This is a genomic window from Streptococcus sanguinis (assembly GCA_013378335.1).
Taxonomy (GTDB): Bacteria; Bacillota; Bacilli; order Lactobacillales; family Streptococcaceae; genus Streptococcus; species Streptococcus sanguinis_I.
Map to the genome: position 1 here is coordinate 2048352 of CP040556.1, position 23122 is coordinate 2071473.

Here is a 23122-nt window from a genome sequence, read left to right on the forward strand (position 1 = left end):
GAATCTCGGTCTTTCTTTTATAAAAAAATAGAGACAGGCCTTCTAGGAGCTTATCCCCCTAAAAGTCTGTCCCATTTTACTATCGATTAATCGAACGTGAAATCATGGAAATGGTGTGGCGCTGCCCTCTGAGAGCCTTACTCATGGCAAAGATATTTTCAACCGGGGCCAGACAGCCGTAACCAGAATCTCCGATATGCTGGATATCTACACCGCAGATTTTGTTGCGGATAGCCATTTGCTTGACAATATCCTCATCAGCACTCTCCTGGCTGGTACCGATAGCGCTCATAACCAGAGCCCCCTTTTGATGGGCCAGTCCGACAATCTGCTTCAAGTCCTGCTCGTCAAAGCCAGGCACACTGCCAACTGCCGGTGCTAGGACAATATCAACACCTGCTTCGATAAATTGAGCGATTGCTTCTAGGTCTGCTACCGGCTCATCCACACCTGAAGCATGCATTTTACCTGCAATCAGGAGGCCTGAAAAATTCTCCTTGACTACTCGAATGGTGTCAATAATGGCTTGATTGGTGACACCAGTCCCTGGATTACCCGTCAGGCAGATAAAGTCAACGCCCAGCTCTTCTGCTCGCTGAATGGTCGCTAAACTAGCCTGACGCCCCTCATCGATGATCAGGCGTTCTCCCGCCATCTGAGCCTGGCTATCCACCGGCTCTAGATTGATACCGATAGGACGGCCCACCAAGCGGTGCAGCTCCTCAACAAAATCCTCTTTAGCGTCCAGACCAGCTACAAAAGGCTGGAAGATATCAATCCCATTCAGCAGAATCAAGTCAGCACCAAAAGACCGAGCAATCTCTGCATTGGTCACATCACCGATATAAGATTCTTTAAAAGCTACGTTTTCAGACAGGATAACGCGGCCCTCACTGGCCTTGATGCTCTGTTTCAGCTCCGGCGCAGTCATACTTAAAATTTCTGAAGCATTTGAACTAATGAATCGTTTTACCATAAGAATATCTCTTTTCTTTATTATTCATTAATAAACACTTTGAAATCTATTCTATTTGGATATTTTGCTTATTTTTTGTTATCAACTACAGTATAGCACAAGGTTAGATAAATGTAAACGCTTTATCTGTAACAAAATAGTCTGCTTTCACAAACAAAAGCAGACTATTGAAATGAACTCGATTATTTTTGATTTGAGCAAGATTCAATAAGCGTCTTATCTCTGCATCACCAGATGACTACTCGCTCTTCTGGACTCCGCCACATGCCGTCTCCCTCTTGGACATCAAAGGTCGTAAAGAAGTCGTCAAAGTTAGGCAGCTGCACATTGGTCCGAAGCTTGGCTGGAGCATGGACATCAACGCTTGCCAATAGCTTCATATACTCTTCGCGTCCCTTCATTCGCCAAATGCGGGCAAAGTTGGTAAAGAATTCCTCAGCAGAGAAATCCGCTTCTTTCTTGGCTGCTTCTAGAGCTGCTGCAATACCGCCCAGATCTGCCACATTTTCTGAAACAGTCAGCTTGCCATTGACCTTAGCACCATAAGAATCTTGACCTTCGAACTGGTCAATGACCTTTTGAGTCCGTTCGGTAAAGGCTTGGTAGTCGTGCTCCGTCCACCAATTATTAAGACTGCCATTTTCATCAAAGGAAGCTCCGTTAGTATCGAAAGCATGAGAAATCTCATGGGCGATGACCGCTCCGATACCACCGTAATTGGCTGATGAGGACTGGTGCAGGTCATAGAAAGGCGCCTGCAGGATAGCCGCTGGAAAGACGATTAGATTCTTCTGCGGATTATAGTAGGCATTGACCATATGGGCTGGCATTCCCCATTCCTTGTAATCCACTGGTTGATTCCACTTGCTCCAGCTATAAGCAATATCAATCTGGCTCAGCTTCTGAGCATTTTCAAAGAGAGTCAGCTTTTCATCCACGACCTTGCGGGAATAGCGCTCAGGCAGCTCGTCAGGATAGCCAATATAAGGCTTGATGACATTGAGTTTGACAATAGCCTTGTCCCGAGTTTCTGGTGTCAGCCAGTCATTCTGGGCCAGGCGATTTTTATAAACTTCAATCATCGTCGCCACTTTTTGCTCCACATCAGCCTTAGCTTCTGGCGAGAACTTCTGACCGGCATACCAGAGACCAACAGCTTGATTAAAGGGACCTTGGGCCAGATAAAAGGCTGCTTTTTTCTTGTCTTGAGCCTGAGGAGTCCCTGATAGAGCACGATGATAAGCTCCTGCCAAGACACGGATGTCATCCGTTAGGTAAGGTGTTGTATTGCGGACCGCAGAGAGAATCAGCAGAGCATGGAGTTTATCCCAGTTAGCTGCTGTATAAATATCCTTAGCTGCCTGCCAAAAACGCTCTTCTGGCACAATGACTTGGTCGGGTTCTTGACCGATCAACTTGGTAAAAATATCCGCCATAGGCAACTCTGGTACCAAGGCCTTGAAATCTTCCCAATGATAAGGATGGTAGAGTTTCGCATACTCGGAGCTTTCTTCACTAGACAGAACATACTGAGCAAAAACAGCATCCAGCTCCAAGACCTTATCCAAAAGATCCTTGATTTCCTCTTCCGTAAAGTCAAATTTTGCCAGCAAATCTTCCTGAGCCTTGCGCCATTTTTCAAGCAGGTCATCCTTCTGCGGATGGTCCTCCGCGTAGTAGGTCGTATCAGGCAAAATCGTTCCCGGTCCGTCTGCCCAGAGGACATTGATACGGGCGTCCATAAAGTCAGGCGCCACACCAAAGGGGAAATAAGTCGGCTTACCAGCCAGTTCAAAATCAGCAATCTTAGAAGCATAGTCTTCAAAAGATGTTAGATTGCGAATTTCATCAATGTAAGCACGCGCAGGCTCAATCCCTGCCGCTTTCCGCTTGTCATAATCCGCTGCCAAGCGATGGTAAGCAACAAAGTTCTTCAGAATGGCATCTTCTGGCACTCCATCTCCAGCCAGCCATTTGTCGGTCGTGGCGAGCATAAGATCTTCAATCTCATCTGCCAGATCCATGAAGCCGCCCGTCACTGGCTTATCATCAGGAATGACCGCCGTCTTAGCCCACTCGCCATTAACCGCATCATAGAAATCATCTTGTAGTCGTGTCATTTTCTTCTCACTTTCATGCTTTTGATATAACCTTATCAAAATCTACTTGTTTTTTCAAACATTTCTTATATTAATTTTAGAGATTTATTAAAAATTAACTTGACTTAATTTTTATTTTAATGTATATTAAAATTATAGAGGTGTATGAGATGATTACGATTAAAGATTTGACTGTCAGCTATCAAGATACGCTGGCTCTTGAGCCCCTTTCATTAACCATTAAGGAGCCAACCATTACTGGGATTATTGGTCCTAACGGAGCCGGAAAATCCACCCTGCTCAAGGGCATGCTAGGGATTATTGACCACCAAGGCCAGACTCTGCTGGATCAAAAGCCGCTGCAAAATTCTCTCCAACGGGTTGCCTATGTAGAGCAAAAGATCAATATTGATTATCATTTTCCTATCAAGGTCAAAGAATGTGTCTCTTTGGGACTTTACCCTCAGCTTAAACTTTTTCAGGGACTGAAGAGTTCCCATTGGGACAAGGTGGCTGAGGCATTGAAAATTGTCGGTTTAGAAGACTTGGCAGAGCGTCAGATTAGCCAGCTGTCAGGCGGGCAATTCCAGCGTGTCTTGATTGCTCGCTGCTTGGTTCAAGAGGCGGATTGTATCTTTTTGGACGAGCCCTTCGTCGGTATTGACTCTGTCAGCGAAGAGATTATCATGTCTACACTGCGCAGTCTCAAAGCCGCAGGCAAGATTATCCTGATTGTCCATCATGACTTGAGCAAGGTTGTTGATTATTTCGACCAAGTTATCTTGCTCAATCGTAAGCTAATTGCCTTCGGTCCTACTGAGGCCAGCTTTACCAAGGACAATATGAAAAAGACTTACGGCTCCCAGCTCTTTATGAATGGAGGTGCCTAGAATGATTTTAGAATTTTTCCAAGGGCTGCGGGACTTTCACTTTCTGCAAAATGCCCTCATCACAGCAATCGTCATTGGGATTGTTGCTGGGGCTGTCGGCTGCTTTATCATTCTGCGCGGCATGTCGCTCATGGGGGACGCTATCTCTCATGCGGTTCTGCCCGGTGTGGCTCTCTCCTATATTTTAGGGGTTAATTTCTTTATCGGAGCAATCACCTTCGGACTTTTGGCCTCGATTATTATCACCTACATCAAGGGCAATTCCATTATCAAAAGCGATACAGCCATTGGGATTACCTTTTCTTCCTTCCTAGCTCTGGGTGTGATCCTGATTGGCGTAGCCAATAGCTCCACCGACCTCTTTCATATTCTCTTTGGGAATATTTTGGCCGTGCAGGATATTGATATGTGGATTAGTATTGGAGTCGGAATAGCTGTGCTCTTAATCATCACCCTCTTTTTCAAACAGCTATTGATTACTTCCTTTGACCCCTTGCTGGCTCAAGCAATGGGCATGCCGGTCAGCTTCTACCACTATCTGCTGATGATTCTCTTGACCTTGGTCTCTGTGACAGCTATGCAGAGCGTGGGAACCATTCTGATTGTCGCTCTCTTGATAACGCCAGCAGCAACGGCCTACCTCTATGCCAACAGTCTGAAAACTATGATTCTGCTGTCCTCGGGTTTGGGAGCTCTGGCTTCTGTGCTGGGACTCTTTATTGGCTATAGTTTTAATGTTGCTGCAGGATCCAGCATTGTCCTGACCTCAGCCCTCATCTTTCTCATCTCTTTCTTTATTGCCCCTAAGCAACGCTATTTAAAACTTAAAAACCGACCTAAACTAAAATAAAAATCAATGGAGGAATCCCATGAAAAAATTAGGTTTTTTATCCCTGCTTTTGCTAGCAGTCTGCACTCTCTTTGCCTGCTCCGGTCAGAAGAAGGCGTCCAGTGACTCGTCCAAGCTCAAGGTTGTTGCGACCAACTCCATTATCGCTGATATCACGAAGAATATAGCTGGCGATAAGATTGACCTGCACAGCATTGTACCAGTCGGCAAAGACCCCCACGAATACGAGCCCCTGCCCGAAGATGTCAAAAAGACTTCTCAAGCAGACCTCATCTTCTACAATGGTATCAACCTGGAAACTGGCGGCAATGCTTGGTTCACCAAGTTGGTCAAAAATGCCAATAAGAAAGAAAACAAGGACTACTACGCTGTCAGCGATGGCGTTGACGTCATTTACCTTGAAGGACAAAGTGAAAAGGGCAAAGAAGACCCTCATGCTTGGCTAAATTTGGAAAACGGTATTATCTATGCGCAAAACATTGCCAAACATTTGATTGAAAAAGACCCTGACAATAAGGCCACTTACGAGAAAAATCTCAAATCTTATGTGGAAAAGCTAACTGCTTTGGACAAGGAAGCCAAAGAGAAATTCAACAATATCCCAGAAGAAAAGAAAATGATTGTGACCAGTGAAGGCTGCTTCAAGTACTTCTCTAAAGCCTACAATGTGCCATCTGCCTACATCTGGGAAATCAACACCGAAGAAGAAGGAACTCCAGACCAAATCAAAAGCTTAGTTGAAAAACTACGCAAGACTAAAGTGCCATCTCTCTTTGTCGAATCAAGTGTGGACGACCGTCCGATGAAGACTGTTTCTAAAGACACTAACATCCCAATCCACGCTAAAATCTTCACAGACTCAATCGCTGACCAAGGAGAAGAAGGCGACAGCTACTACAGCATGATGAAATACAATCTGGATAAAATTTCTGAAGGATTGGCCAAATAATGATAAAAGGTTAGGAAGATAAAATCCTAACCTCTTTATTTGTGGAGAAGGAGCTTCAGATGGAGTAGAGCTCAAATTTCCGGTCAAATTATTCGAAAAAAATCACTATTCGCTGTACAATGAAGCTATCAAACATGAATGGAGACTCCTTATGACAACTTTTCTCGGAAATCCTGTAACCTTTACTGGAAAGCAACTGCAAGTCGGCGACACCGCCCACGATTTTAGCCTGATAGCCACTGACCTTTCAAAGAAAACTCTGGCTGATTTTGCTGGCAAAAATAAAGTCCTGAGCATCATCCCATCTATCGATACTGGTGTCTGCTCGACTCAGACTCGCCGTTTCAATCAAGAACTCTCTGACTTGGATAATACCGTTGTTATCACGGTTTCAGTTGATTTGCCTTTTGCTCAAGGCAAGTGGTGTGCTGCTGAAGGCATTGAGAATGCTGTCATGCTCTCCGACTACTTCGACCATTCTTTCGGCCGTGACTATGCTGTCCTCATCAATGAATGGCACCTTTTGGCCCGCGCAGTTCTTGTCTTGGACGAAAACAACACTGTGACCTACGCTGAATATGTTGACAATATCAACACCGAGCCTGACTTCGAAGCTGCTATCGCCGCAGTTAAGAGTTTGTAAAAGATAAAAGAGTCTGGGACAAAAGTCCAGCCTTAAATATAAAAAGCGAACAAAACGAGCTATCTGACACTCAGAATTCTGTCTTGTTCGCTTTTTTTGTCTAATCTATCGATTTTAAAAATTTATAATAAAGAATTCCTAAAATCAAAATCTTTTTGTCCCAGCCTCTTTTTTGTGCGAAAAACTTCTGCCAAAACTGACGGAAGCAAGCCCAGCAACGCAAGAGAAAGGATGGTCGATCTAGCAATTTCTTGAATCGAGCAATCTCTGCCTTTACCTGTTTATAAGCACTCCGCCCCTTTCGAGCATAAGGGCTCTTAGCCGAACGATAGCCCAGCGGACCACGATTATTCTGAGGTGACTTGAACTTGCGACCGCCATTTTCAATGGCAAGCCTGCGAAAGCGAGGATCCCAGACTGCAGGTGTTTTGACGTCATAGCGGGTATGAGAAGCCTGATTGACCGGACGATTGCGCTCACCGTAGTTAAAGCTGGCGCCATTCACAACACCATTTTGGCTAGCCCCCTCTGGATCGATAATATTGAGAAAACGGCCTGTCTGATCCAGAATAAACTCTGTATGAAAATCAATCAGGATTTTTATATTGGCTTGACTAGCTTGACCATCCGGATAGATAGCTTGCTCTGACATCTTATCAATATAGGCTTTATTGTGCAACCGAGAGGATTCCTTGAAACTGTAGGGAAGTCCGGGGTAGGCCTTGAAATAAGCCGCCAAGGCCTCCGCATCCGTCATCCCCACCTCTCTGAAATGGTCCCGAACCCACTGGGCCTGCTGGCAGGAAATGACATAGCGAAACTGATGCAGCTGCCTTTTGAGCTTTTGATTGCCATCCTTTTGGCTAAAATCATCTGCCGGAAAAGCCTGGCGCAAGGTCTTTGAGAAAATTTTCCAAAAGCAATCATGCGGTGTTAGGTCTGGAGCAATTCGAGCCAGTAGAAGATTCGTCTCTCTCTTATCTCCGCTCAACTCCTCAGGCATATTAACAAGACTCATAGCCAGAACCAGCAGCTCCTGAGCTCCTAATCTGCTGTTCTGAACCTCCTCAGCCAGCCAAAGCTTTTGAAAGAAGGGGCTGCCAAAAAGCTGAGCCTCCTGCAGGTAATTTCCTTCTTCTGACACTGTTTTTCCTTGCTCACCAATCTCTTCAAAAACTTGTTCCAGCGCTGTTTGATACCAACCGATTGATTGCAATTGCTGAAAGAGCTGCTCTTTCTCCACTTTAGGATACATGACTCCCCCCTTTCTTTTTTCTATTATACCCACATAGAAAACCGCCCGTCAAGCAACGAGCGGTCTTCTTATTCACGAATTTCTTATCCTTTGATGGCAATAAAGGGTGATCCTTCTGTATTATCCGTCGGATCGACACTCTTGACTCCAAAGAGATAGTCTACTGGATACCAGCCATTGTTAGCTGCATTATAAGGGTCACGGACATAGGTTTTTCCATTGTCATAGCCTTTGAGAACCAGCTCATGAGTCACTGGATAATGGGCAAAGATGCTAGTACCAACGGCACCTAGGACATGATGCCCTTGCGAAAGCACTTCTTTGACTGCAGAAGCTGTAAACAAGGTCTCCGTCGTCAAATCCCAGTGCTGGGCAGCTCGGACAATACCACGGCTGCTGGTACCAAATCCATCTTTATTAAATTCATTGGTATAGTTATATAGGTAATCCGCAACGGTTGTTGGAAGCACTTCTGCACCAGTAATACCAGAAATAACCATGGCTAGCGTTGTCGGCACGCATCCTGTCGCATCCATGCTGTAAGGACCATACTTCCTGCCGCCCCAGCGACCATCACGCTGTGAGTAATATGGAGTATTGTAAACTGCTTTGGGGACCTGGGTCGTAGTAGCATCAACAGCGATGAGCTGACCATTGTCCTGCTTATAGTAAAGATGAATCTTGTACTCGCCGGTAGAAAGCTTATGGTCACTAGCTCGGACTGTGATCTTATAGGTGCCATTCGCCTGCTTTTGAGCTAAATACCACTTGACATCATCCTGATCCTTATCTGTGGACCAAGTTGGCAGATAGACTGCTTGAATTCCGTCTGGATTGGAGACATTTGTCATAACCACATCAAAAGTTCCTGTTCGAGCATTATTGTTTTGGATATTGATTTTTCCAGTCGCACGGATGTTTTCAGGTGCTACAGAAACCATCAACTTCTCGCCACCTGCACCTTGCATCTGGCCATCCTCGTTCAGATAGTAAAGATGAACCTTGTACTCACCTACTGAAAACTTATGATCCTGAGCTCGGACATGCTTTTTATAGGTACCGTCAGCTTGGCGCTCAGCGATATACCACTGCACATCGTCTTGGTCATCCTTGCTGGACCAAGTCGGTAGGTAGACCGCCTTCAGACCATCTGGGGTAACAATGTCGGACACGACAATATCAAATTCACCTGTCTGCGGATTGTTATTATGAATGGTGATTTTTCCCTGTGGCTGGGCGCGAGTAACCACTGTCTTAGCTGAACCTGCACCCTGCAGCTGGCCTGCATCATTCACAAAATAGAGGTGTACATTATACTCACCAAGAGAGTTCTTGTGGTTCCGGTAGCTGACATGTTTGAAATAGGTCCCATCAGCGCGTCTTTCAGCAGTGTACCACTGCACATCATCCTGGTCGTTAGCAGCTGACCAAGTCGGCAAGTAAACGGCTTTTAGACCATCTGGGGCGACAATATCGGACACAACTATATCAAATTCACCTGTCTGTGGATTGTTGTTCTGAATGGTAATCTTGCCTTGTGGCTGGGCGCGAGTAACCACCGTCTTAGCTGAGCCTGCACCCTGCAGTTGGCCTGCATCATTCACAAAATAGAGGTGAACATTATACTCACCAAGAGAGTTCTTATGATTGCGGTAGCTGACATGTTTGAAATAGGTTCCATCAGCTCGTCTTTCAGCGGTGTACCACTGCACGTCGTCTTGGTCGTTAGCAGCTGACCATGTTGGCAGATAGACCGCCTTCAGGCCATCTGGGGCAACAATATCAGAAACGACTATATCAAATTCGCCTGTCTGCGGATTGTTGTTCTGAATGGCAATCTTACCTTGAGGCTTTTTGACTTCTACTGTTGCCAAGGGGCGCTCTGTAGCAGAAGCTGGTTGCGTCAGCTGATTAGAAGCATCACTTTTTTCTGAGTTCTCAGCTACAGCAGGTTGATTCTCTGTCGGAGCTATAACATCGCTTTTCGGCCGGGCATTTTCTACAGGATCTGAAGAAGTAGACTGAGCACTGGTATCAGAAGACGCAGGTATCTGACTAGCGTCAGGACTAACAGCCTCCGGTGCTGGTGCAGCCTTATCCATGCTTGACAGACTGGTTTCTGTCACAGTCGGAGTTGCAGCTGTGCTAGCTTGGTCCTCCACAGCCTGGCTGACAGCGACACTGTCAGCTGTCTGACTAGGCGCCAGCTGTTCTGCCTGCACTGCTCCACTTCCAAGAAAGGCCAGACCAGTCGCAATCGCTACCGAGACTGCTCCCAGACTGCATTTGCGAATGCCAAAACGAGTAAACTTCTCTGCTCGAGACGCCATCATTCGTCTTTTTTTCATAATAGGATTCTCCTTTTGCAAAAAAGTAAAAAACAAGCCAAATATTCTGCAAACCAGCTAAAGAATTTTTACTTTTTATTTTTTAAGTTGCAAGCTTTGATTATATAATAATCGCAAAACGATTACAAACGAATGAAGAAAATCTAAACATCAAAGAACGGCTTAGACACTGTATTCTTGCAGAGATTTTTGTTATACTAATGGTAGAAAGTTCAGCGAGGATGCAAGATGACCCCAAATAAAGAAGACTATCTCAAGTGTATCTATGAGATTGGCAGCCACCACAAAAAAATCACCAATAAAGAAATCGCCCAGCTCATGCAGGTTTCACCTCCGGCTGTGACGGAAATGATGAAAAAAATGCTGGCGGAAGAACTTCTGGTCAAGGATAAAAAAGCCGGCTACCTGCTGACTGATTTGGGGCTAAAGCTAGTTTCTGACCTCTACCGTAAGCACCGGCTGATTGAAGTATTTCTGGTCAATCATCTCGGCTACTCGACTGATGAAATCCATGAAGAAGCCGAAGTCCTAGAGCACACTGTTTCTGAGCGCTTCGTTGAGCGTCTGGATGCCATGCTCCAGTACCCCAAGGTCTGTCCTCACGGAGGCACCATCCCAGCCAAGGGGGAGCTTCTGGACGAAGAAAACCAACTGACTCTGGAAGAGGCTTCTGCCCTGGCGACTATATCATCAAACGCGTACACGACGACTTTGACTTGCTCAAATACTTGGAAAAATACAACCTACAAATCGGCCAAACTATCACCTTCATCCAATATGATTCTTTCGCTCAGGCTTATCTTCTTGAGACAGAAACCCAAGAAATCCAAATCAATCCTATGATTGCCCAACAGATTTATGTGGAAAAACTATAAACAGAACCCAGTTCGGACTTTTTAGTCTAAACTGGGTTTTTATTGACAAAAATAAGATGGCAGATTATAATAAGTATACTTATAAAATATCTAGAGGGAAAACTAATGAAAAAATCGCAGTTTAACTCCATCTACAAGGATGAATACAAAAAATCAACTGGTCTGCTCTTTATCCGTGCCTACCACAAGTGGCATGGGTTGATAAAAAACAAACTGAGAACGATTGATTTGACCCATCCCCAGTTTGTCGTTCTGACCACTCTTGCAGCGCTTCTGCGTCAGCAAGAATGGGTGAGTCAGACCGATATTGCCCGATTTTCTGACATGGATGTTATGACCATATCCCAAATCATCCGCCTCTTGGTCAATAAAGGGTTGATAATGCGGGAAGTCCATCCCAAGGACAGCCGCGCCAACATCATACTTCTAACGGATACGGGGCTGCAAAAGGTCAACCAAGCCCTTCCTCTAGTAGAAGGTATTGATCAGGCGTTCTTTGGAAAATTAGGAAATAATACAGAAATATTAAATCAACTCTTAATCAAACTGGAGGCAGAAAATGACTAGATTTTGGATTGGTGTCGTATCAAAAGAACATGTACTAAGAGGTGTAGAAGGTGGATTTTGCCAAGTCTGCCATGGAAAGAAAGCACCGCTAAACCGAATGAAAAAGGGGGACTATCTTCTCTACTACAGCCCCAAGTATCAGCTGAGCTGTCAGGAAAAATTGCAGGCCTTTACAGCAGTTGGCAAGATTCTAGATGACACTGCCTACCAAGTAGAGATGTTTGAAGGCTTTGTTCCATTTCGGCGAGATGTCAGCTACTACCAACCTGTCAAAGACTGCCCCATTGAACAAGTCCGACAGCATCCTCAGTGGCGCCAGTATGCTTCTCAGATAAGATACGGACATTTCGAAGTTTCGAAAGACTTCTTCCTTTATGTTTTTGAGCAAATGAAACTAGACAGCCCCGCAAATCAGTAAAAGCAGCTTTGTTTGACTTACACCGAACTCTTTGCCCACCTGTCATCAAATCTAAAGTTCCGATTCTCAAGGAAAAACGGAACTTTTTGATTTGCAGTAAAAATCTCAATTTATTAAATCAGCATAAAAGCAAATAAACTACTCGTAATCACATTTACTAAAGCATGTATAATCCAGCTAGCTAAAATGGAGCCATCAGATTTCTTTTCATTGACAAAGCCCATATAAGCCGCGATGCCACCCGTACACAAAATGATGAGCAGGGTTTGCTGCCAAGAGAGCCCTGTTATAAACATTAAGCCATGGAGCAGACCAAAAAGAGCAGCTTGTATGGTGTTGGCTACCACAAAGGATAAGCGACTAGCCAATCTCTTTAAAAGAAAACCTCTGAATAGCAGTTCTTCCGACAGAGAAGTTTGAAAAATACCATAAATCAGAACAGCTGGCAAGGCTTGGAAGCCTAGGCCTGAGAAATTCGAAGTCGCTGTATCCAGATTTTTTACAGCAGGATATACTAGCAAAAACGAAAGAAGCAAGAAAGATAGCGAACCCAACAAAATCCACAGCCAGATCTTTCGGCTGCCAGCATCTTTTAGTGGTTTTAAGCCAAGCCATTCTAAAAATGGACTTTTTCTTCTAGCATTTATCAACCACCAAACAAAAGGAAGAAAAGCAAACAAAGCAATTTGAATCAGAGCATTCAGCATCTGTTGAACTAGATTGTCCATGATAAGAGACTCCTTTCTTTTCTTTAATATGATTATACAAGACAAACTTCAAGAATTTATAAAGTAATTCTAAAATATTTCTAAAGAATGATAGGAATCATAAACATAAACAAATCAAGGATTATCGCCACTTCCACTTGCCTACTATGCTTCTCATTTTTGGACTAAATGATGTCAAAAAATCGTTAAAAACTTATCTCAAAATCCAAGAAAAGTTGCAGATAAGAATAAGGCGATGAGTTTAAAAAATAGAAAAGTGACAATGAGTTAAAGAAAGAAAAAAGTCCTAAAATTTTATCACACAAAGTCAAATTTTCAGCCTATCTATCCTAGATAATTTTCTTTTTAGTCAAATACTTCCAGCTCCTGCTCATCCACTTCCTACCCCTCGGGGTCTCAATCTTACAGGCTCGGAACCATGCCAAAAGCTTTTTTCCTTCTTGCCAACCCGCTTACATTTTGCTACAATGATGTCAAAAATCAGTAAGGAAAAATTATGCCACAACAACTTTTTAAAGAATTTGCCCAGCTAGATCAAGTGGAAGCTATTGTTCTCGGTGGCTCTCGTGCTGGACAGCATTTTGACAAAGACTCGGACTATGATGTTTATATCTACTTGACAGATTCCATTGCTCCCACGACTCGACGAGATATCCTCAGCAAGTACTGCTCCTACATGGAAATCGGCAATCAGTTTTGGGAACTAGAGGATGACTGTGTGCTGAAGAGCAAGATCGAAATTGAGCTCATTTACCGTACACTGGATGGCTTTGATAAGGACCTGCAGACTGTAGTCCTAGACCACCAAGCCCAGAATGCCTATACCACCTGTATGTGGCACAATCTGCTCCACAGCAAAATCATCTACGACCGAAACGGTCGCTATGAGGCACTTCAGAACAAGTACAGACGACCTTATCCAGCTGAGCTGAAAAAGAATATTATTAAGAAGCAGCTCCTCCTACTCGATCAAGCCATGCCAGCTTTCTCCAAACAAATAGAAAAAGCGCTTAAGCGTCAGGACTTGCTCAGTATCAATCACCGTAGCAGTGAGTTTTTTGCTTCCTATTTTGACTTGCTCTTCGCCTTAAACGAACAGACTCACCCTGGAGAAAAGAGAATGCTAGAGTTTGCAAAAACCAACTGCATGCTATTACCTCAACATTTTGAAGAAAATGTACACAACTATTTTCAAAAGCTTTACACTGAGCCCTCTGAAGCGATAAAGCTTATTAATCAGCTAGTGACGACCATCAAACAAGTCATTCCTCAAGAAATTATTGATAGTTTTTAGAAATCTTGTCGGAAACTATACATTCATTGCTGCAGAAGCTAAAAAAATTAGAGAGCGGGACAGAAATCGGTAATTCGTTAGAATTCGATTTCGTCGTCCCACCTCCGCATAGTTGAGTAGGGCTGTAAAAGCTGATGAAATCAGCGTAGTAGAGCCCACTCAACTACTGCGTCTTGCTCGACAATCCAAAGACAATTGAGAGGCTAGGACTTTTGTCCCAGCCTCTTTTCAAGCTCCTTTTCATGCTTCTTCTCTTCTCAGCGATTCTTCGTATCCAAGATAATGGTCACTGGGCCATCATTGACTAGCTCTACCTGCATGTCTGCCCCAAAAATTCCCGTCCGAGTCGGCACCTCCTGCTGCAAGGCAAGATTGAAGGCATCATAAAAATTGCTAGCCATCTCTGGCGGAGCAGCCTTAACAAAGGCTGGCCTATTACCCTTTTTGGTATCTGCATGCAGAGTGAACTGGGAAATTGACAAAATCTCTCCAGCAATGTCCTTGATAGACAGGTTCATCTTGCCCTCAGCATCAGAAAAAATCCGCATATTGACAATCTTCCTGACTGCATAATCCATATCCTCCTGACTATCGTCAGGCCCTACGCCTACTAGGAGCAGGAGACCTTGTCCAATACCGCTGTGCAGCCGCTGGTCAATGCTGACCTGAGCACGTTTTACGCGCTGAATCACTATTTTCATATCTTTTCCTTTGATTTAACGGTAACTTATAGCTAGATAATGATTTCCGAAATAGATCAGCCATTAGTCCGCTTGACCGAGTAGGCCTCCGGCACGCTCTTAATCTTATCCACCACCGTCGTCAGCATGGACAGATTAGCAATGCCAAAAGAAACGTGGATATTAGCAAATTTCATATCCTTGGTTGGCTGAGCATTGACTGTTGAAATATTTTTGGTGGTATTGGACAGAACCTGCAACACATCGTTGAGGAGGCCAGAGCGGTTGAGACCGTAAATATCAATGTGAGCCGTGTACTCTTTGGTAGTATTGTTATCTTCCCATTCCACATCAATCAGCCGCTGCTCGTAATTTTCCTGGGCCTTGAGATTCATGCAGTCCTGCCGATGAATGGCTACACCTCGTCCTTTGGTAATATAGCCGACAATATCATCACCCGGTACAGGATTACAGCACTTAGCAATCCGGATGAGGAGACCAGACGCCCCCTGAATAACCACACCGCCTTCGTGCTTGACCTTGAGGGTGTCTTTTTTGTTTTCGACCTTAACTTCGCCACCCTTGACCAATTCCTCCGCTTCTGCTCTAGCCTTGGCCCGTTCTTCCTCACGGCGCTCTTTTTCTGTCAGGCGGTTGAAAATGCTAATGGCACCAATCTCACCGAAGCCAATCGCCGCAAAAAGCGCTTCCTCAGTCTTATAGCTAGTCTTCTGCAGCACTTCTTCCATGTGCTTCTTGTCCATGTACTTATTGGCTACATAGCCATGCTCCTGGAATTGATCCTGCAAGAGCTCCCGCCCTTTGGAGATAGACAGCTCCTTGTCTTGATTTTTAAAGAACTGACGGATTTTATTTCTGGCCTTGCTGGTCTTGACAATATTAAGCCAATCGCGGCTCGGTCCGAAGGAGTTAGCATTGGTGATGATTTCCACCTGATCCCCTGTCCTAAGCTTGGTTGTCAGAGGCACCATGCGGCCATTGACCTTGGCTCCCGTGGCTTTCTCACCGACCTTGGTATGAATCTCATAGGCAAAGTCAATGGGGCCCGAGTCCTTAGGCAGAGAGCGCACTGCCCCATCTGGTGTGAAAACGTAAATTTCCTCAGCCAGATAGCTCTCCTTGACCGAGTCAACGAAGTCCTTGGCATCATTGGATTGATCCTGAAGCTCCATCAGCTCCTTGATCCAGTTCATCCCGATGGCTGATTCTCTGCTGTCTACCTGTCCCTTGACGCCTTTCTTATAAGCCCAGTGGGCCGCAACCCCATACTCAGCGACCTCATGCATTTCCTTGGTCCGAATCTGAAACTCAATCGGACCTTTGGGTCCATAAACGGTCGTATGGATAGACTGGTAACCATTGGCCTTGCGGTTGGCGATGTAATCCTTGAACCGCCCCGGCATCGGCCGCCAAAGCTCATGAATGTAGCCCAGCATGGCATAAACATCACTTTGAGTATCCAAGATACAGCGAATAGCAATCAGATCATAAATCTCATCAAAACGCTTCTTCTTGTCCTGCATCTTGCGATAAATCGAGTAGATATGCTTGGGCCGGCCATAAATCTTACCGTGCAGATTGCGCTCGCCAGCATAGGTCTCAATCTTCTGAACTACCTCTTCTACCAGAGCTTCACGCTCCCGACGCTTCTCCTTCATCATGTGGGAAATTTTGTAAAACTCCACTTCATTGAGATAACGGAAAGATAAATCCTCCAGCTCCCACTTGACACTGGAAATCCCCAGGCGGTGAGCCAAGGGGGCGTAGATTTCCATTGTTTCTCGGGAAATCCGCTCCTGCTTATCCTTGCGCAGGTGCTTGAGCGTCCGCATATTGTGGAGACGGTCTGCCAGCTTAACCAAAATAACCCGGATATCCTCTGACATGGCCATCAGCATCTTACGGTGATTTTCTGCCAGCTGCTCCTCATGGGATTTGTACTTGACCTTACCCAGCTTGGTAACCCCATCCACAATCACGCGCACATCAGTCCCAAACTCTCTTTCCAAATCATCCAGCGTCGCACGAGTATCCTCGACCACATCATGCAGAAAGCCGCAGGCGACCGTTACTGCGTCCAGCTTGAGCGTGGCCAAAATCCCTGCCACCTGAATAGGATGCACGATATAAGGCTCACCTGACCTGCGAAACTGCCCACTGTGACAATCAATCGCATAGATCAAAGCTTTCTGTATAAAGGCCACATCCTCCGCAGCCAGATATTTTCTCGTAAGGGCCAATACCTGATCGCCCGTCAAATTCACTTCTTTTGGCATCTCGTCTCTCCAATTCCTGCCTACTATTTTATCACTTTTAGCCCAATATGAAAACCTAGAAGACGGTTCATATAAAAACCCGCCTTAAACGGGCGGGAGTTGTAAAATATTAAACTGTCCAGCGAAAGCTTTTCTGTAAAAAATGAAGAAGCTACTCTTCCTGATTTAGCGATTCCTTATATCTCTGAGAATCTTTACCATACCATTCTTCAACAGAGTATCCTGATAGTTGTCGGTAATCTTCTAAGTATTTTTGAAGATAGTAACCTTGGAAATTGTCAGTCCCTAAAGCTATTGAAAATAATAAGAATGGGATGCCCAAAAGTGGTATAAACAAATCAATCATAGAGTTAAGCAAACTATTTTGACGAATCATATATTCACTAGGGAAAAACATTCTTAAAAAGAATAGCAATATAATAATCAACCAAGCATATTTTTGTGAAAAGGAAACAAATTGATTAAGAATATTTACAAGAGGATTAGAATGCTGTCGCCGGACATATAATACCTCAAATGTCTTTTGTCTAAATTGGTGAACTCTCTTCACTATAAATAACACATAGAGTGCGACATATACAAGAGATAATAGAAAATCACTAGAGACAATGTCCGAACTTGCTAAGCAGAATACAATAAATTGTATAATAAAGAGCAAGATCATAAAAAACATACTCTGGTTAAAGTAATAATAAGATAAGATTTGCTGTTCTTTTATTTTTCTTACATTATTTAAATAATATGCAATAACAAAGAAACCAGGGATAAATATTATTATTTCAATAAAAGATATGTTTATAAAAAATAAAGTGACATTTTTCTCATCAAAGGTAAAAGCTAGTAGTACAATTAAAAACATTAAAATATAGACTGTAAAAAATCCCAAAATCTTTTTCCCATAACCTTTTTCATTAAAATCTTCTAGCGAAGTTTTGATATACTTGTCCGTTACTAGGTTCATGCTTTCTTCTAGTGAAGCATTAAAAATCGTTTGTTTCAAAATGATACCGCTCCTTTTAATAAAAATCATATCAAATTTACTTTCAAAAGGGAAGAGCATTCTCATGGGGCAAGGTTATTATTTAGCGTGGACTCATGCTCCTAGCAGTTAAGCGACTTGACTATCTGGCAATCACTCCCCTACCAAAGCTTGCAAACCTGCCGATTCACTCATACCAACTGAACTTAATTGCCCACTTCCGCCATCTTTTTGAATTCCCATTTTCCCAACCATGCTTATACTATCATTAATGACAACATGAAACATAATGCCTCCCATTGGATTATGACGAATGCTTCTATCATCTATTTTATAAGAACGGATTTTCCCTTTCTCCGTTAAAGCATTTGGATCAATTGCTTTTAATTCTTCCACAATCAATTTCTTTACTTCCTTACTGTGGACAATTCTTGTCATTTCATTCTGAAATTCTTGATTTTTGTGAGCTAGATAGAGACCTACTCCCAGCAATATCAATACATTTAGGCCAATAAGCCCCATAATTCTATTTCTTCTCTTTGACATATAAACACTCCTCAAGCTTTGTCAGTTTCATTATATAATATAAACTATTTTACTAAAAGCAAAAACCCGCCTTAAACGGGCGGGTTGTGGTGAAGAAAGTGATGAACTTCTTCCTTGATAAATTGATAATAAGCGTAGACAAGGTAGCAAGTAGATGCCACACCTAAAAGGGCGACAAACAACTCAAATAAGGCAGACATAGTCATGGCGAACCTCCTCTCCTTATCAGGCAAAGAATGCAAATACGCTTCCCAGCTTAGGCAGTCTGATTTTTTCCGTTTTATTTTCCTTTCCGGCTTACCTAAGTGAGCTCATCACTATTATACCAAAATACGAAAGCGGATACAACAGTGGTAAATCATAGAGCATTCTGTTTTAGTTTATATTCTCATATTTTCAACTTATAAAGCTTCCAGTCAATTCTATAAGTTTTTATTTATGTTCTTCTCTTGATGAAAGCGTTTCAATATAGTATAATATAAGTCTGAAATTCATTTTAACAAAGGAGATATTATGTCCAAATCATCCCTTCAAAAAACGGTTGTGATTTTGAGCGCAGCGGCTCTTGCGGCAGCTGTAAATGCTGTTCAGGCTGATGAGAATACTCCAGCTGTCACTGCTAATCCTGCTCCAGTAGAAAGTAGCGCAGCGGAAGCAAAACCAACGACTGCTGCAAGTCCTACCGAAGCTACTGCGACACCAGAGAGCACGGATCCTAGCTCTGCTATTTCCCCAGAAAATGCCAGTGGAAATACTGATGCTCTGATGGCTATGGCTCGCAATGTAGCGGTTACTGAGGATACTAAGCCAGTGGAGGGACAGACTGTCGATGTTCGTATCTTGGCAACGACCGACCTCCATACCAACTTGGTCAACTACGACTACTATCAGGACAAGCCAGTGGAGACCTTGGGACTGGCTAAAACAGCAGTTCTGATTGAAAAGGCCAAGAAAGAAAATCCAAACGTCCTCTTGGTAGATAATGGCGACACCATCCAAGGAACGCCGCTTGGAACTTACAAGGCCATTGTGGATCCTGTGGAGAAAGGCGAGCAGCACCCTATGTACGCTGCCCTGCAAGCTCTGGGCTTTGAAGCTGGTACGCTAGGCAACCATGAGTTCAACTACGGTCTGGACTATCTGAACCGCGTAATCGAGACAGCAGGCATGCCTCTTGTCAATGCCAATGTGCTGGATCCAGCGACTGGTAAATTCATTTATCAGCCTTACAAAATCATCGAAAAAACCTTTACGGATACTCAGGGCCGCTTGACGACTGTCAAGATTGGTGTGACTGGGATTGTACCGCCGCAAATCCTCAACTGGGATAAGGCAAACCTAGAAGGAAAAGTGGTCGTTCGCGATTCTGTCGAGGCTATTAGAGATATTATTCCTGAGATGCGCAAGGCTGGTGCAGACATCACTTTGGTGCTTTCTCACTCTGGTATCGGAGATGACAAGTATGAAAAAGGCGAGGAAAATGAAGGCTATCAAATCGCCAGTCTGCCAGGTGTGGATGCTGTTGTAACCGGCCACTCCCACGCAGAATTTCCAAGCGGAAACGGAACTGGCTTCTATGAAAAATACCCTGGCGTAGACGGTGTCAACGGTAAAATCAACGGCACTCCAGTAACTATGGCTGGAAAATACGGCGACCATCTGGGCGTCATTGACCTCAAGCTGACTTACACCGACGGTAAATGGAAGGTCACTGACAGCAAGGGCTCCATCCGCAAGGTGGATACCAAGTCTAATGTAGCAGATCAGCGCGTCATTGACATTGCCAAAGAATCTCACGAAGGTACTATCAACTACGTCCGCCAGCAAGTCGGGACCACCTCTGCACCCATTACCAGCTACTTCGCTCTGGTCAAGGACGATCCATCCGTTCAGATCGTCAACAATGCCCAGCTTTGGTATGCTAAGCAAGAGCTGGCTGGCACGCCTGAAGCCAACCTTCCTATTCTGTCTGCAGCAGCGCCTTTCAAGGCAGGAACTCGTGGGGATGCAACGGCTTACACAGACATTCCAGCTGGTCCTATTGCCATCAAGAACGTAGCAGATCTCTATCTCTACGATAATGTCACAGCAATCCTCAAGGTCAACGGTGCCCAGCTCAAAGAATGGTTGGAAATGTCAGCTGGCCAATTCAATACCATTGACCCAAACAATAGCCAACCGCAAAATCTGGTCAATACTAACTACCGGACTTATAACTTTGATGTTATCGACGGTGTTACCTATGAGTTTGACATTACCCAGCCGAACAAATACGACCGCGAAGGCAAACTGGCAAACCCAAATGCCAGCCGGGTCCGTAATCTGAAATACCAAGGCAAGGAGATTGACCCCAATCAGGAATTTATCGTCGTGACCAACAACTACCGGTCTAACGGTAACTTCCCTGGTGTTCGAGAAGCCAGCCTCAACCGTCTGCTCAATCTGGAAAACCGCCAAGCCATCATCAACTATATCTTGGCTGTCAAAAATATCAATCCAAGTGCAGATCAGAACTGGCATTTCGCTGATACCATCAAGGGACTGGACCTGCGCTTCCTGACAGCTGATAAGGCCAAGAACTTGATTGGTACTGACGGAGACATCATCTATCTAGCGGCATCTGCCCAAGAAGGATTCGGCGAATACAAGTTCGTCTACGTCGCACCGAAAACTGAACCGGTTCCTATTGAACAGCCAAGCTCTCCGACTATCGCAGTCGAAGCAGCCAATCTGCAGCATAGCAAAGTAGACTTCCCTGTCTTGACTGCTCTTGACCCTAGTACAAACAAGCAAGCGTCCCACAGACAAGCAGGAGCAGAAAGCCTCCCAGCAACTGGAGAAAAGACGTCCTCACTCGGACTCTTGGGACTTGTCATGACCGGACTTGCAGGAATCTTCGCCTTCAAAAAACGAGAAAGACAATAATGATTAAAAAATCAGCAGCCAAAACGGCTGCTGATTTTGCTTTTTAAAGACTGTCCTTGCTCAATTCCAACAAAACACTGACTGCCGTCAAGGCATAAAGGGGAGCTGTTTCAGCCCGCAGGATACGTGGACCCAGACCAGCGGAGACAGCCCCTGCTTGGCCAAAGGCTGCTATTTCCTCTGGCGATAGACCGCCCTCCGGTCCAAAGATAAAGAGTACTTTTGAGCCGGATTCCAAGCCTGACAGAGCCCGAACTAGAGCTGCAGTTTCTCCTTCTTTAGCCGATTCTTCATAGGCCACGATGATACGGTCAAAGTCTGCCAAGGCCGCCAGAAAGGCTGCCTTTTTATCAAAGAGCCGAACTTCTGGAATCAGATTGCGTTTGCTTTGCTCTGCTGCTCCCTGAGCAATTTTCTCCAGCTTTTCACTCTTTTTAGCCAGCTTTTTGCCATCCCACTTGGCAACTGACCAGTCAGCTGGGAAAGCCCAGATAGCACTGGATCCTAGCTCCGTTGCCTTTTGAGTGATAAATTCCAACTTATCCCCCTTGGGAAAACCCGAAGCAATGGTCACTTGAACCGGCAGCTCAGTATTGTCTGCTAGCTCCTCCAAGATTTCCAAGCTCTGCTGGCTGGGGTCCAATACCTGCGCCAGCCGTTTCACGCCATCATCAAAGACCAGCGTGACTTGTTCGCCATCTTTGAGCCGCATGACTGAAAACATGTGTTTGGCCGTGTCCTTATCCGTGACCACCAGAGGGGACTGAGGATTTCCTTTTATAAAATACTGCTGCATCTAACCACCTATCACTCCTGAAATGTCCTGCGTTTTCTTAAAGACACAGGCATTCCATTCGCCCTGAATCATATGCGTTTCCAGGAAAAATCCTGCTGCTTCTGCTGACTCGCGCACCATTTCCCACTTCTCAGAAATAATTCCACTCATAATCAGATAGCCCTCATCCTTGACCAGACGATAGGCATCCTCAGTCAGATGGATGAGAATATCGGCCAAGATATTGGCAACAATAACATCCGCCTCGATTTCTACGCCTCGGAGAAGATTGCCTGGCGCTACATGAATGTTCTCCATACCTGGATTGAGCTCAATATTTTCCTGCGCCACGCGAACAGCTACCTCGTCTAAATCATAGGCGTAGATGGCCTTGGCTCCCAAGAGAGAGCTGGCAATGGAGAGGACACCGCTGCCTGTACCTACATCCAGCACTGTTTCTCCGCCCCGCAAGACCTGCTCCAGCGCAAAAAGACTCATCTTGGTCGTTGGGTGAGTACCTGTCCCAAAGGCCATGCCAGGATCCAGCTTGATGATCTTCTCACCAGCTGTCGCCTCATACTCAGTCCATGACGGCACAATAGTCAAGTCATGGGTAATACGAGCTGGCTCAAAGTACTTCTTCCAATTGTCCGCCCAGTCTTCCTCAGCCAGTTCCTGCCGAGTCAGCTGAATATCTCCCGTCTCCAAGCCGAAGCCATCCAGCTCAGCCAGTCGCTTATTGGCCCGGGCTGCAATGGCCTCTATATCCACCGAATCCGGGTAGTAGCCAGTAATCCGGACCCGATTGCTCTGCTCAACTTCTGGAAAAAGCTCACCATACTGGTCAACCTGCCCCAGATAATCTGCGCTGTCATCAATAGCCACACCCTGACTGCCCAGCTCAATCAGAATATTCGAGGCTGCTTCCTCCGCCTCACGCTTCACTTCAATCGTTAATTCCTGCCAAGTATCCATCATTAAAATACCAAGCCCGTAAAACACAAAGCCAAAATAGGAAATTCTCTGAC

General features: G+C 44.8%; 19 protein-coding genes and 3 pseudogenes. 11 read left to right on the forward strand and 11 right to left on the reverse strand.

The features are described from left to right. Positions 1–79: 79 nt before the first annotated feature. Together FFV08_10455 and FFV08_10460 are read right to left on the reverse strand one after the other, a co-directional pair. The gene (locus tag FFV08_10455) at positions 80–976 is read right to left on the reverse strand and encodes a haloacid dehalogenase-like hydrolase (GenBank protein QLB52976.1); all 897 of its coding nucleotides are present in this window, start codon (positions 974–976) and stop codon (positions 80–82) included. A gap of 227 nt (positions 977–1203) precedes the next feature. Continuing rightward, complete coding sequence (locus FFV08_10460) at positions 1204–3096, reverse strand: endopeptidase (protein ID QLB52977.1); 1893 nt, start codon at positions 3094–3096, stop codon at positions 1204–1206. 119 nt (positions 3097–3215) lie between these two features. Between FFV08_10460 and FFV08_10465 the strand changes: the two genes are divergently transcribed. The 4 genes from FFV08_10465 to FFV08_10480 all read left to right on the forward strand — a co-directional run bounded on the left by FFV08_10465 (position 3216) and on the right by FFV08_10480 (position 6407). Beyond that, entirely contained in the window at positions 3216–3965 is a 750-nt protein-coding gene (locus FFV08_10465) for a metal ABC transporter ATP-binding protein (protein QLB52978.1), read from the forward strand. Next, positions 3952–4815, forward strand: coding sequence for a metal ABC transporter permease (locus FFV08_10470; protein ID QLB52979.1), 864 nt, complete (start codon positions 3952–3954; stop codon positions 4813–4815). The genes FFV08_10465 and FFV08_10470 overlap by 14 nt, the downstream gene beginning before the upstream one ends. Positions 4816–4834: 19 nt before the next feature. Next, entirely contained in the window at positions 4835–5764 is a 930-nt protein-coding gene (ssaB, locus tag FFV08_10475) for a metal ABC transporter substrate-binding lipoprotein/adhesin SsaB (GenBank protein ID QLB52980.1), read from the forward strand. Positions 5765–5915: 151 nt separating this feature from the next. Beyond that, positions 5916–6407 carry a thiol peroxidase gene (locus FFV08_10480; GenBank protein ID QLB52981.1) on the forward strand — a complete coding sequence of 164 codons (492 nt, stop codon included), beginning with the start codon at positions 5916–5918 and terminating at the stop codon, positions 6405–6407. A gap of 100 nt (positions 6408–6507) precedes the next feature. Here the strand turns inward: FFV08_10480 and FFV08_10485 are convergent, their stop codons facing one another. Further along, a complete protein-coding gene (locus FFV08_10485; protein QLB52982.1) occupies positions 6508–7662 on the reverse strand; it encodes a DUF3114 domain-containing protein in 1155 nt (384 codons plus the stop codon). Positions 7663–7745: 83 nt separating this feature from the next. Further along, a complete protein-coding gene (locus tag FFV08_10490) occupies positions 7746–10010 on the reverse strand; it encodes a YSIRK-type signal peptide-containing protein (GenBank protein ID QLB52983.1) in 2265 nt (754 codons plus the stop codon). Between the two features lie 228 nt (positions 10011–10238). Here FFV08_10490 and FFV08_10495 point away from each other — a divergent pair. From FFV08_10495 to FFV08_10505, 3 genes and pseudogenes are all read left to right on the forward strand, one after another. Then, positions 10239–10885 (forward strand): annotated as a pseudogene (locus tag FFV08_10495) (metal-dependent transcriptional regulator). A 105-nt stretch (positions 10886–10990) separates the two neighbouring features. Beyond that, entirely contained in the window at positions 10991–11452 is a 462-nt protein-coding gene (locus tag FFV08_10500; GenBank protein ID QLB52984.1) for a MarR family transcriptional regulator, read from the forward strand. Further along, positions 11445–11870 carry an EVE domain-containing protein gene (locus FFV08_10505; GenBank protein QLB52985.1) on the forward strand — a complete coding sequence of 142 codons (426 nt, stop codon included), beginning with the start codon at positions 11445–11447 and terminating at the stop codon, positions 11868–11870. The genes FFV08_10500 and FFV08_10505 overlap by 8 nt, the downstream gene beginning before the upstream one ends. Positions 11871–11983: 113 nt before the next feature. Here the strand turns inward: FFV08_10505 and FFV08_10510 are convergent, their stop codons facing one another. Continuing rightward, the gene (locus FFV08_10510; GenBank protein QLB52986.1) at positions 11984–12598 is read right to left on the reverse strand and encodes a CPBP family intramembrane metalloprotease; all 615 of its coding nucleotides are present in this window, start codon (positions 12596–12598) and stop codon (positions 11984–11986) included. Between the two features lie 146 nt (positions 12599–12744). Between FFV08_10510 and FFV08_10515 the strand changes: the two are divergent. The 3 genes and pseudogenes from FFV08_10515 (at position 12745) to FFV08_10525 (ending at position 14008) form a co-directional block, all read left to right on the forward strand. After that, positions 12745–12931 (forward strand): annotated as a pseudogene (locus FFV08_10515) (hypothetical protein). Between the two features lie 163 nt (positions 12932–13094). Continuing rightward, positions 13095–13892, forward strand: a complete 798-nt coding sequence (locus FFV08_10520) for a DUF4037 domain-containing protein (protein ID QLB52987.1) — start codon at positions 13095–13097, stop codon at positions 13890–13892. A gap of 38 nt (positions 13893–13930) precedes the next feature. Further along, positions 13931–14008 (forward strand): annotated as a pseudogene (locus FFV08_10525) (NUDIX hydrolase). 141 nt (positions 14009–14149) lie between these two features. On the opposite strand, the gene FFV08_10530 reads toward FFV08_10525, so the two are convergent. The 4 genes from FFV08_10530 to FFV08_10545 form a co-directional block, all read right to left on the reverse strand. Next, a complete protein-coding gene (locus FFV08_10530; protein ID QLB52988.1) occupies positions 14150–14593 on the reverse strand; it encodes a D-tyrosyl-tRNA(Tyr) deacylase in 444 nt (147 codons plus the stop codon). Between the two features lie 56 nt (positions 14594–14649). Beyond that, positions 14650–16869 carry a bifunctional (p)ppGpp synthetase/guanosine-3',5'-bis(diphosphate) 3'-pyrophosphohydrolase gene (locus tag FFV08_10535; protein QLB52989.1) on the reverse strand — a complete coding sequence of 740 codons (2220 nt, stop codon included), beginning with the start codon at positions 16867–16869 and terminating at the stop codon, positions 14650–14652. Positions 16870–17020: 151 nt separating this feature from the next. Next, a complete protein-coding gene (locus FFV08_10540) occupies positions 17021–17869 on the reverse strand; it encodes a hypothetical protein (protein QLB52990.1) in 849 nt (282 codons plus the stop codon). A 132-nt stretch (positions 17870–18001) separates the two neighbouring features. Next, positions 18002–18394 (reverse strand): DUF1310 family protein, encoded by a 393-nt coding sequence (locus FFV08_10545; GenBank protein QLB52991.1) that lies wholly within the window; start codon positions 18392–18394, stop codon positions 18002–18004. 513 nt (positions 18395–18907) lie between these two features. On the opposite strand from FFV08_10545, the gene FFV08_10550 reads away from it, so the two are divergent. Then, positions 18908–21319: a bifunctional 2',3'-cyclic-nucleotide 2'-phosphodiesterase/3'-nucleotidase gene (locus tag FFV08_10550; protein ID QLB52992.1), complete on the forward strand. Its 2412-nt coding sequence runs from the start codon at positions 18908–18910 to the stop codon at positions 21317–21319. 43 nt (positions 21320–21362) lie between these two features. Here the strand turns inward: FFV08_10550 and FFV08_10555 are convergent, their stop codons facing one another. After that, on the reverse strand, positions 21363–22115 hold the full coding sequence (locus FFV08_10555; protein QLB52993.1) for a 16S rRNA (uracil(1498)-N(3))-methyltransferase: 753 nt from the start codon (positions 22113–22115) through the stop codon (positions 21363–21365). Next, positions 22116–23072: a 50S ribosomal protein L11 methyltransferase gene (locus FFV08_10560; protein QLB52994.1), complete on the reverse strand. Its 957-nt coding sequence runs from the start codon at positions 23070–23072 to the stop codon at positions 22116–22118. Between the last annotated feature and the right edge of the window lie 50 nt (positions 23073–23122).

Coding starts and splice junctions, on each gene's coding strand:
- FFV08_10510 (QLB52986.1), bottom strand. CDS start 12,598: ATGGACAATCTAGTTCAACAGATGCTGAATGCTCTGATTCAAATTGCT.
- ssaB (QLB52980.1), top strand. CDS start 4,835: ATGAAAAAATTAGGTTTTTTATCCCTGCTTTTGCTAGCAGTCTGCACT.
- FFV08_10470 (QLB52979.1), top strand. CDS start 3,952: ATGGAGGTGCCTAGAATGATTTTAGAATTTTTCCAAGGGCTGCGGGAC.
- FFV08_10505 (QLB52985.1), top strand. CDS start 11,445: ATGACTAGATTTTGGATTGGTGTCGTATCAAAAGAACATGTACTAAGA.
- FFV08_10555 (QLB52993.1), bottom strand. CDS start 22,115: ATGCAGCAGTATTTTATAAAAGGAAATCCTCAGTCCCCTCTGGTGGTC.
- FFV08_10560 (QLB52994.1), bottom strand. CDS start 23,072: ATGATGGATACTTGGCAGGAATTAACGATTGAAGTGAAGCGTGAGGCG.
- FFV08_10490 (QLB52983.1), bottom strand. CDS start 10,010: ATGAAAAAAAGACGAATGATGGCGTCTCGAGCAGAGAAGTTTACTCGT.
- FFV08_10535 (QLB52989.1), bottom strand. CDS start 16,869: ATGCCAAAAGAAGTGAATTTGACGGGCGATCAGGTATTGGCCCTTACG.
- FFV08_10465 (QLB52978.1), top strand. CDS start 3,216: ATGTATATTAAAATTATAGAGGTGTATGAGATGATTACGATTAAAGAT.
- FFV08_10485 (QLB52982.1), bottom strand. CDS start 7,662: ATGTATCCTAAAGTGGAGAAAGAGCAGCTCTTTCAGCAATTGCAATCA.
- FFV08_10460 (QLB52977.1), bottom strand. CDS start 3,096: ATGACACGACTACAAGATGATTTCTATGATGCGGTTAATGGCGAGTGG.
- FFV08_10530 (QLB52988.1), bottom strand. CDS start 14,593: ATGAAAATAGTGATTCAGCGCGTAAAACGTGCTCAGGTCAGCATTGAC.
- FFV08_10545 (QLB52991.1), bottom strand. CDS start 18,394: ATGTCAAAGAGAAGAAATAGAATTATGGGGCTTATTGGCCTAAATGTA.
- FFV08_10455 (QLB52976.1), bottom strand. CDS start 976: ATGGTAAAACGATTCATTAGTTCAAATGCTTCAGAAATTTTAAGTATG.
- FFV08_10520 (QLB52987.1), top strand. CDS start 13,095: ATGCCACAACAACTTTTTAAAGAATTTGCCCAGCTAGATCAAGTGGAA.
- FFV08_10500 (QLB52984.1), top strand. CDS start 10,991: ATGAAAAAATCGCAGTTTAACTCCATCTACAAGGATGAATACAAAAAA.
- FFV08_10480 (QLB52981.1), top strand. CDS start 5,916: ATGACAACTTTTCTCGGAAATCCTGTAACCTTTACTGGAAAGCAACTG.
- FFV08_10550 (QLB52992.1), top strand. CDS start 18,908: ATGTCCAAATCATCCCTTCAAAAAACGGTTGTGATTTTGAGCGCAGCG.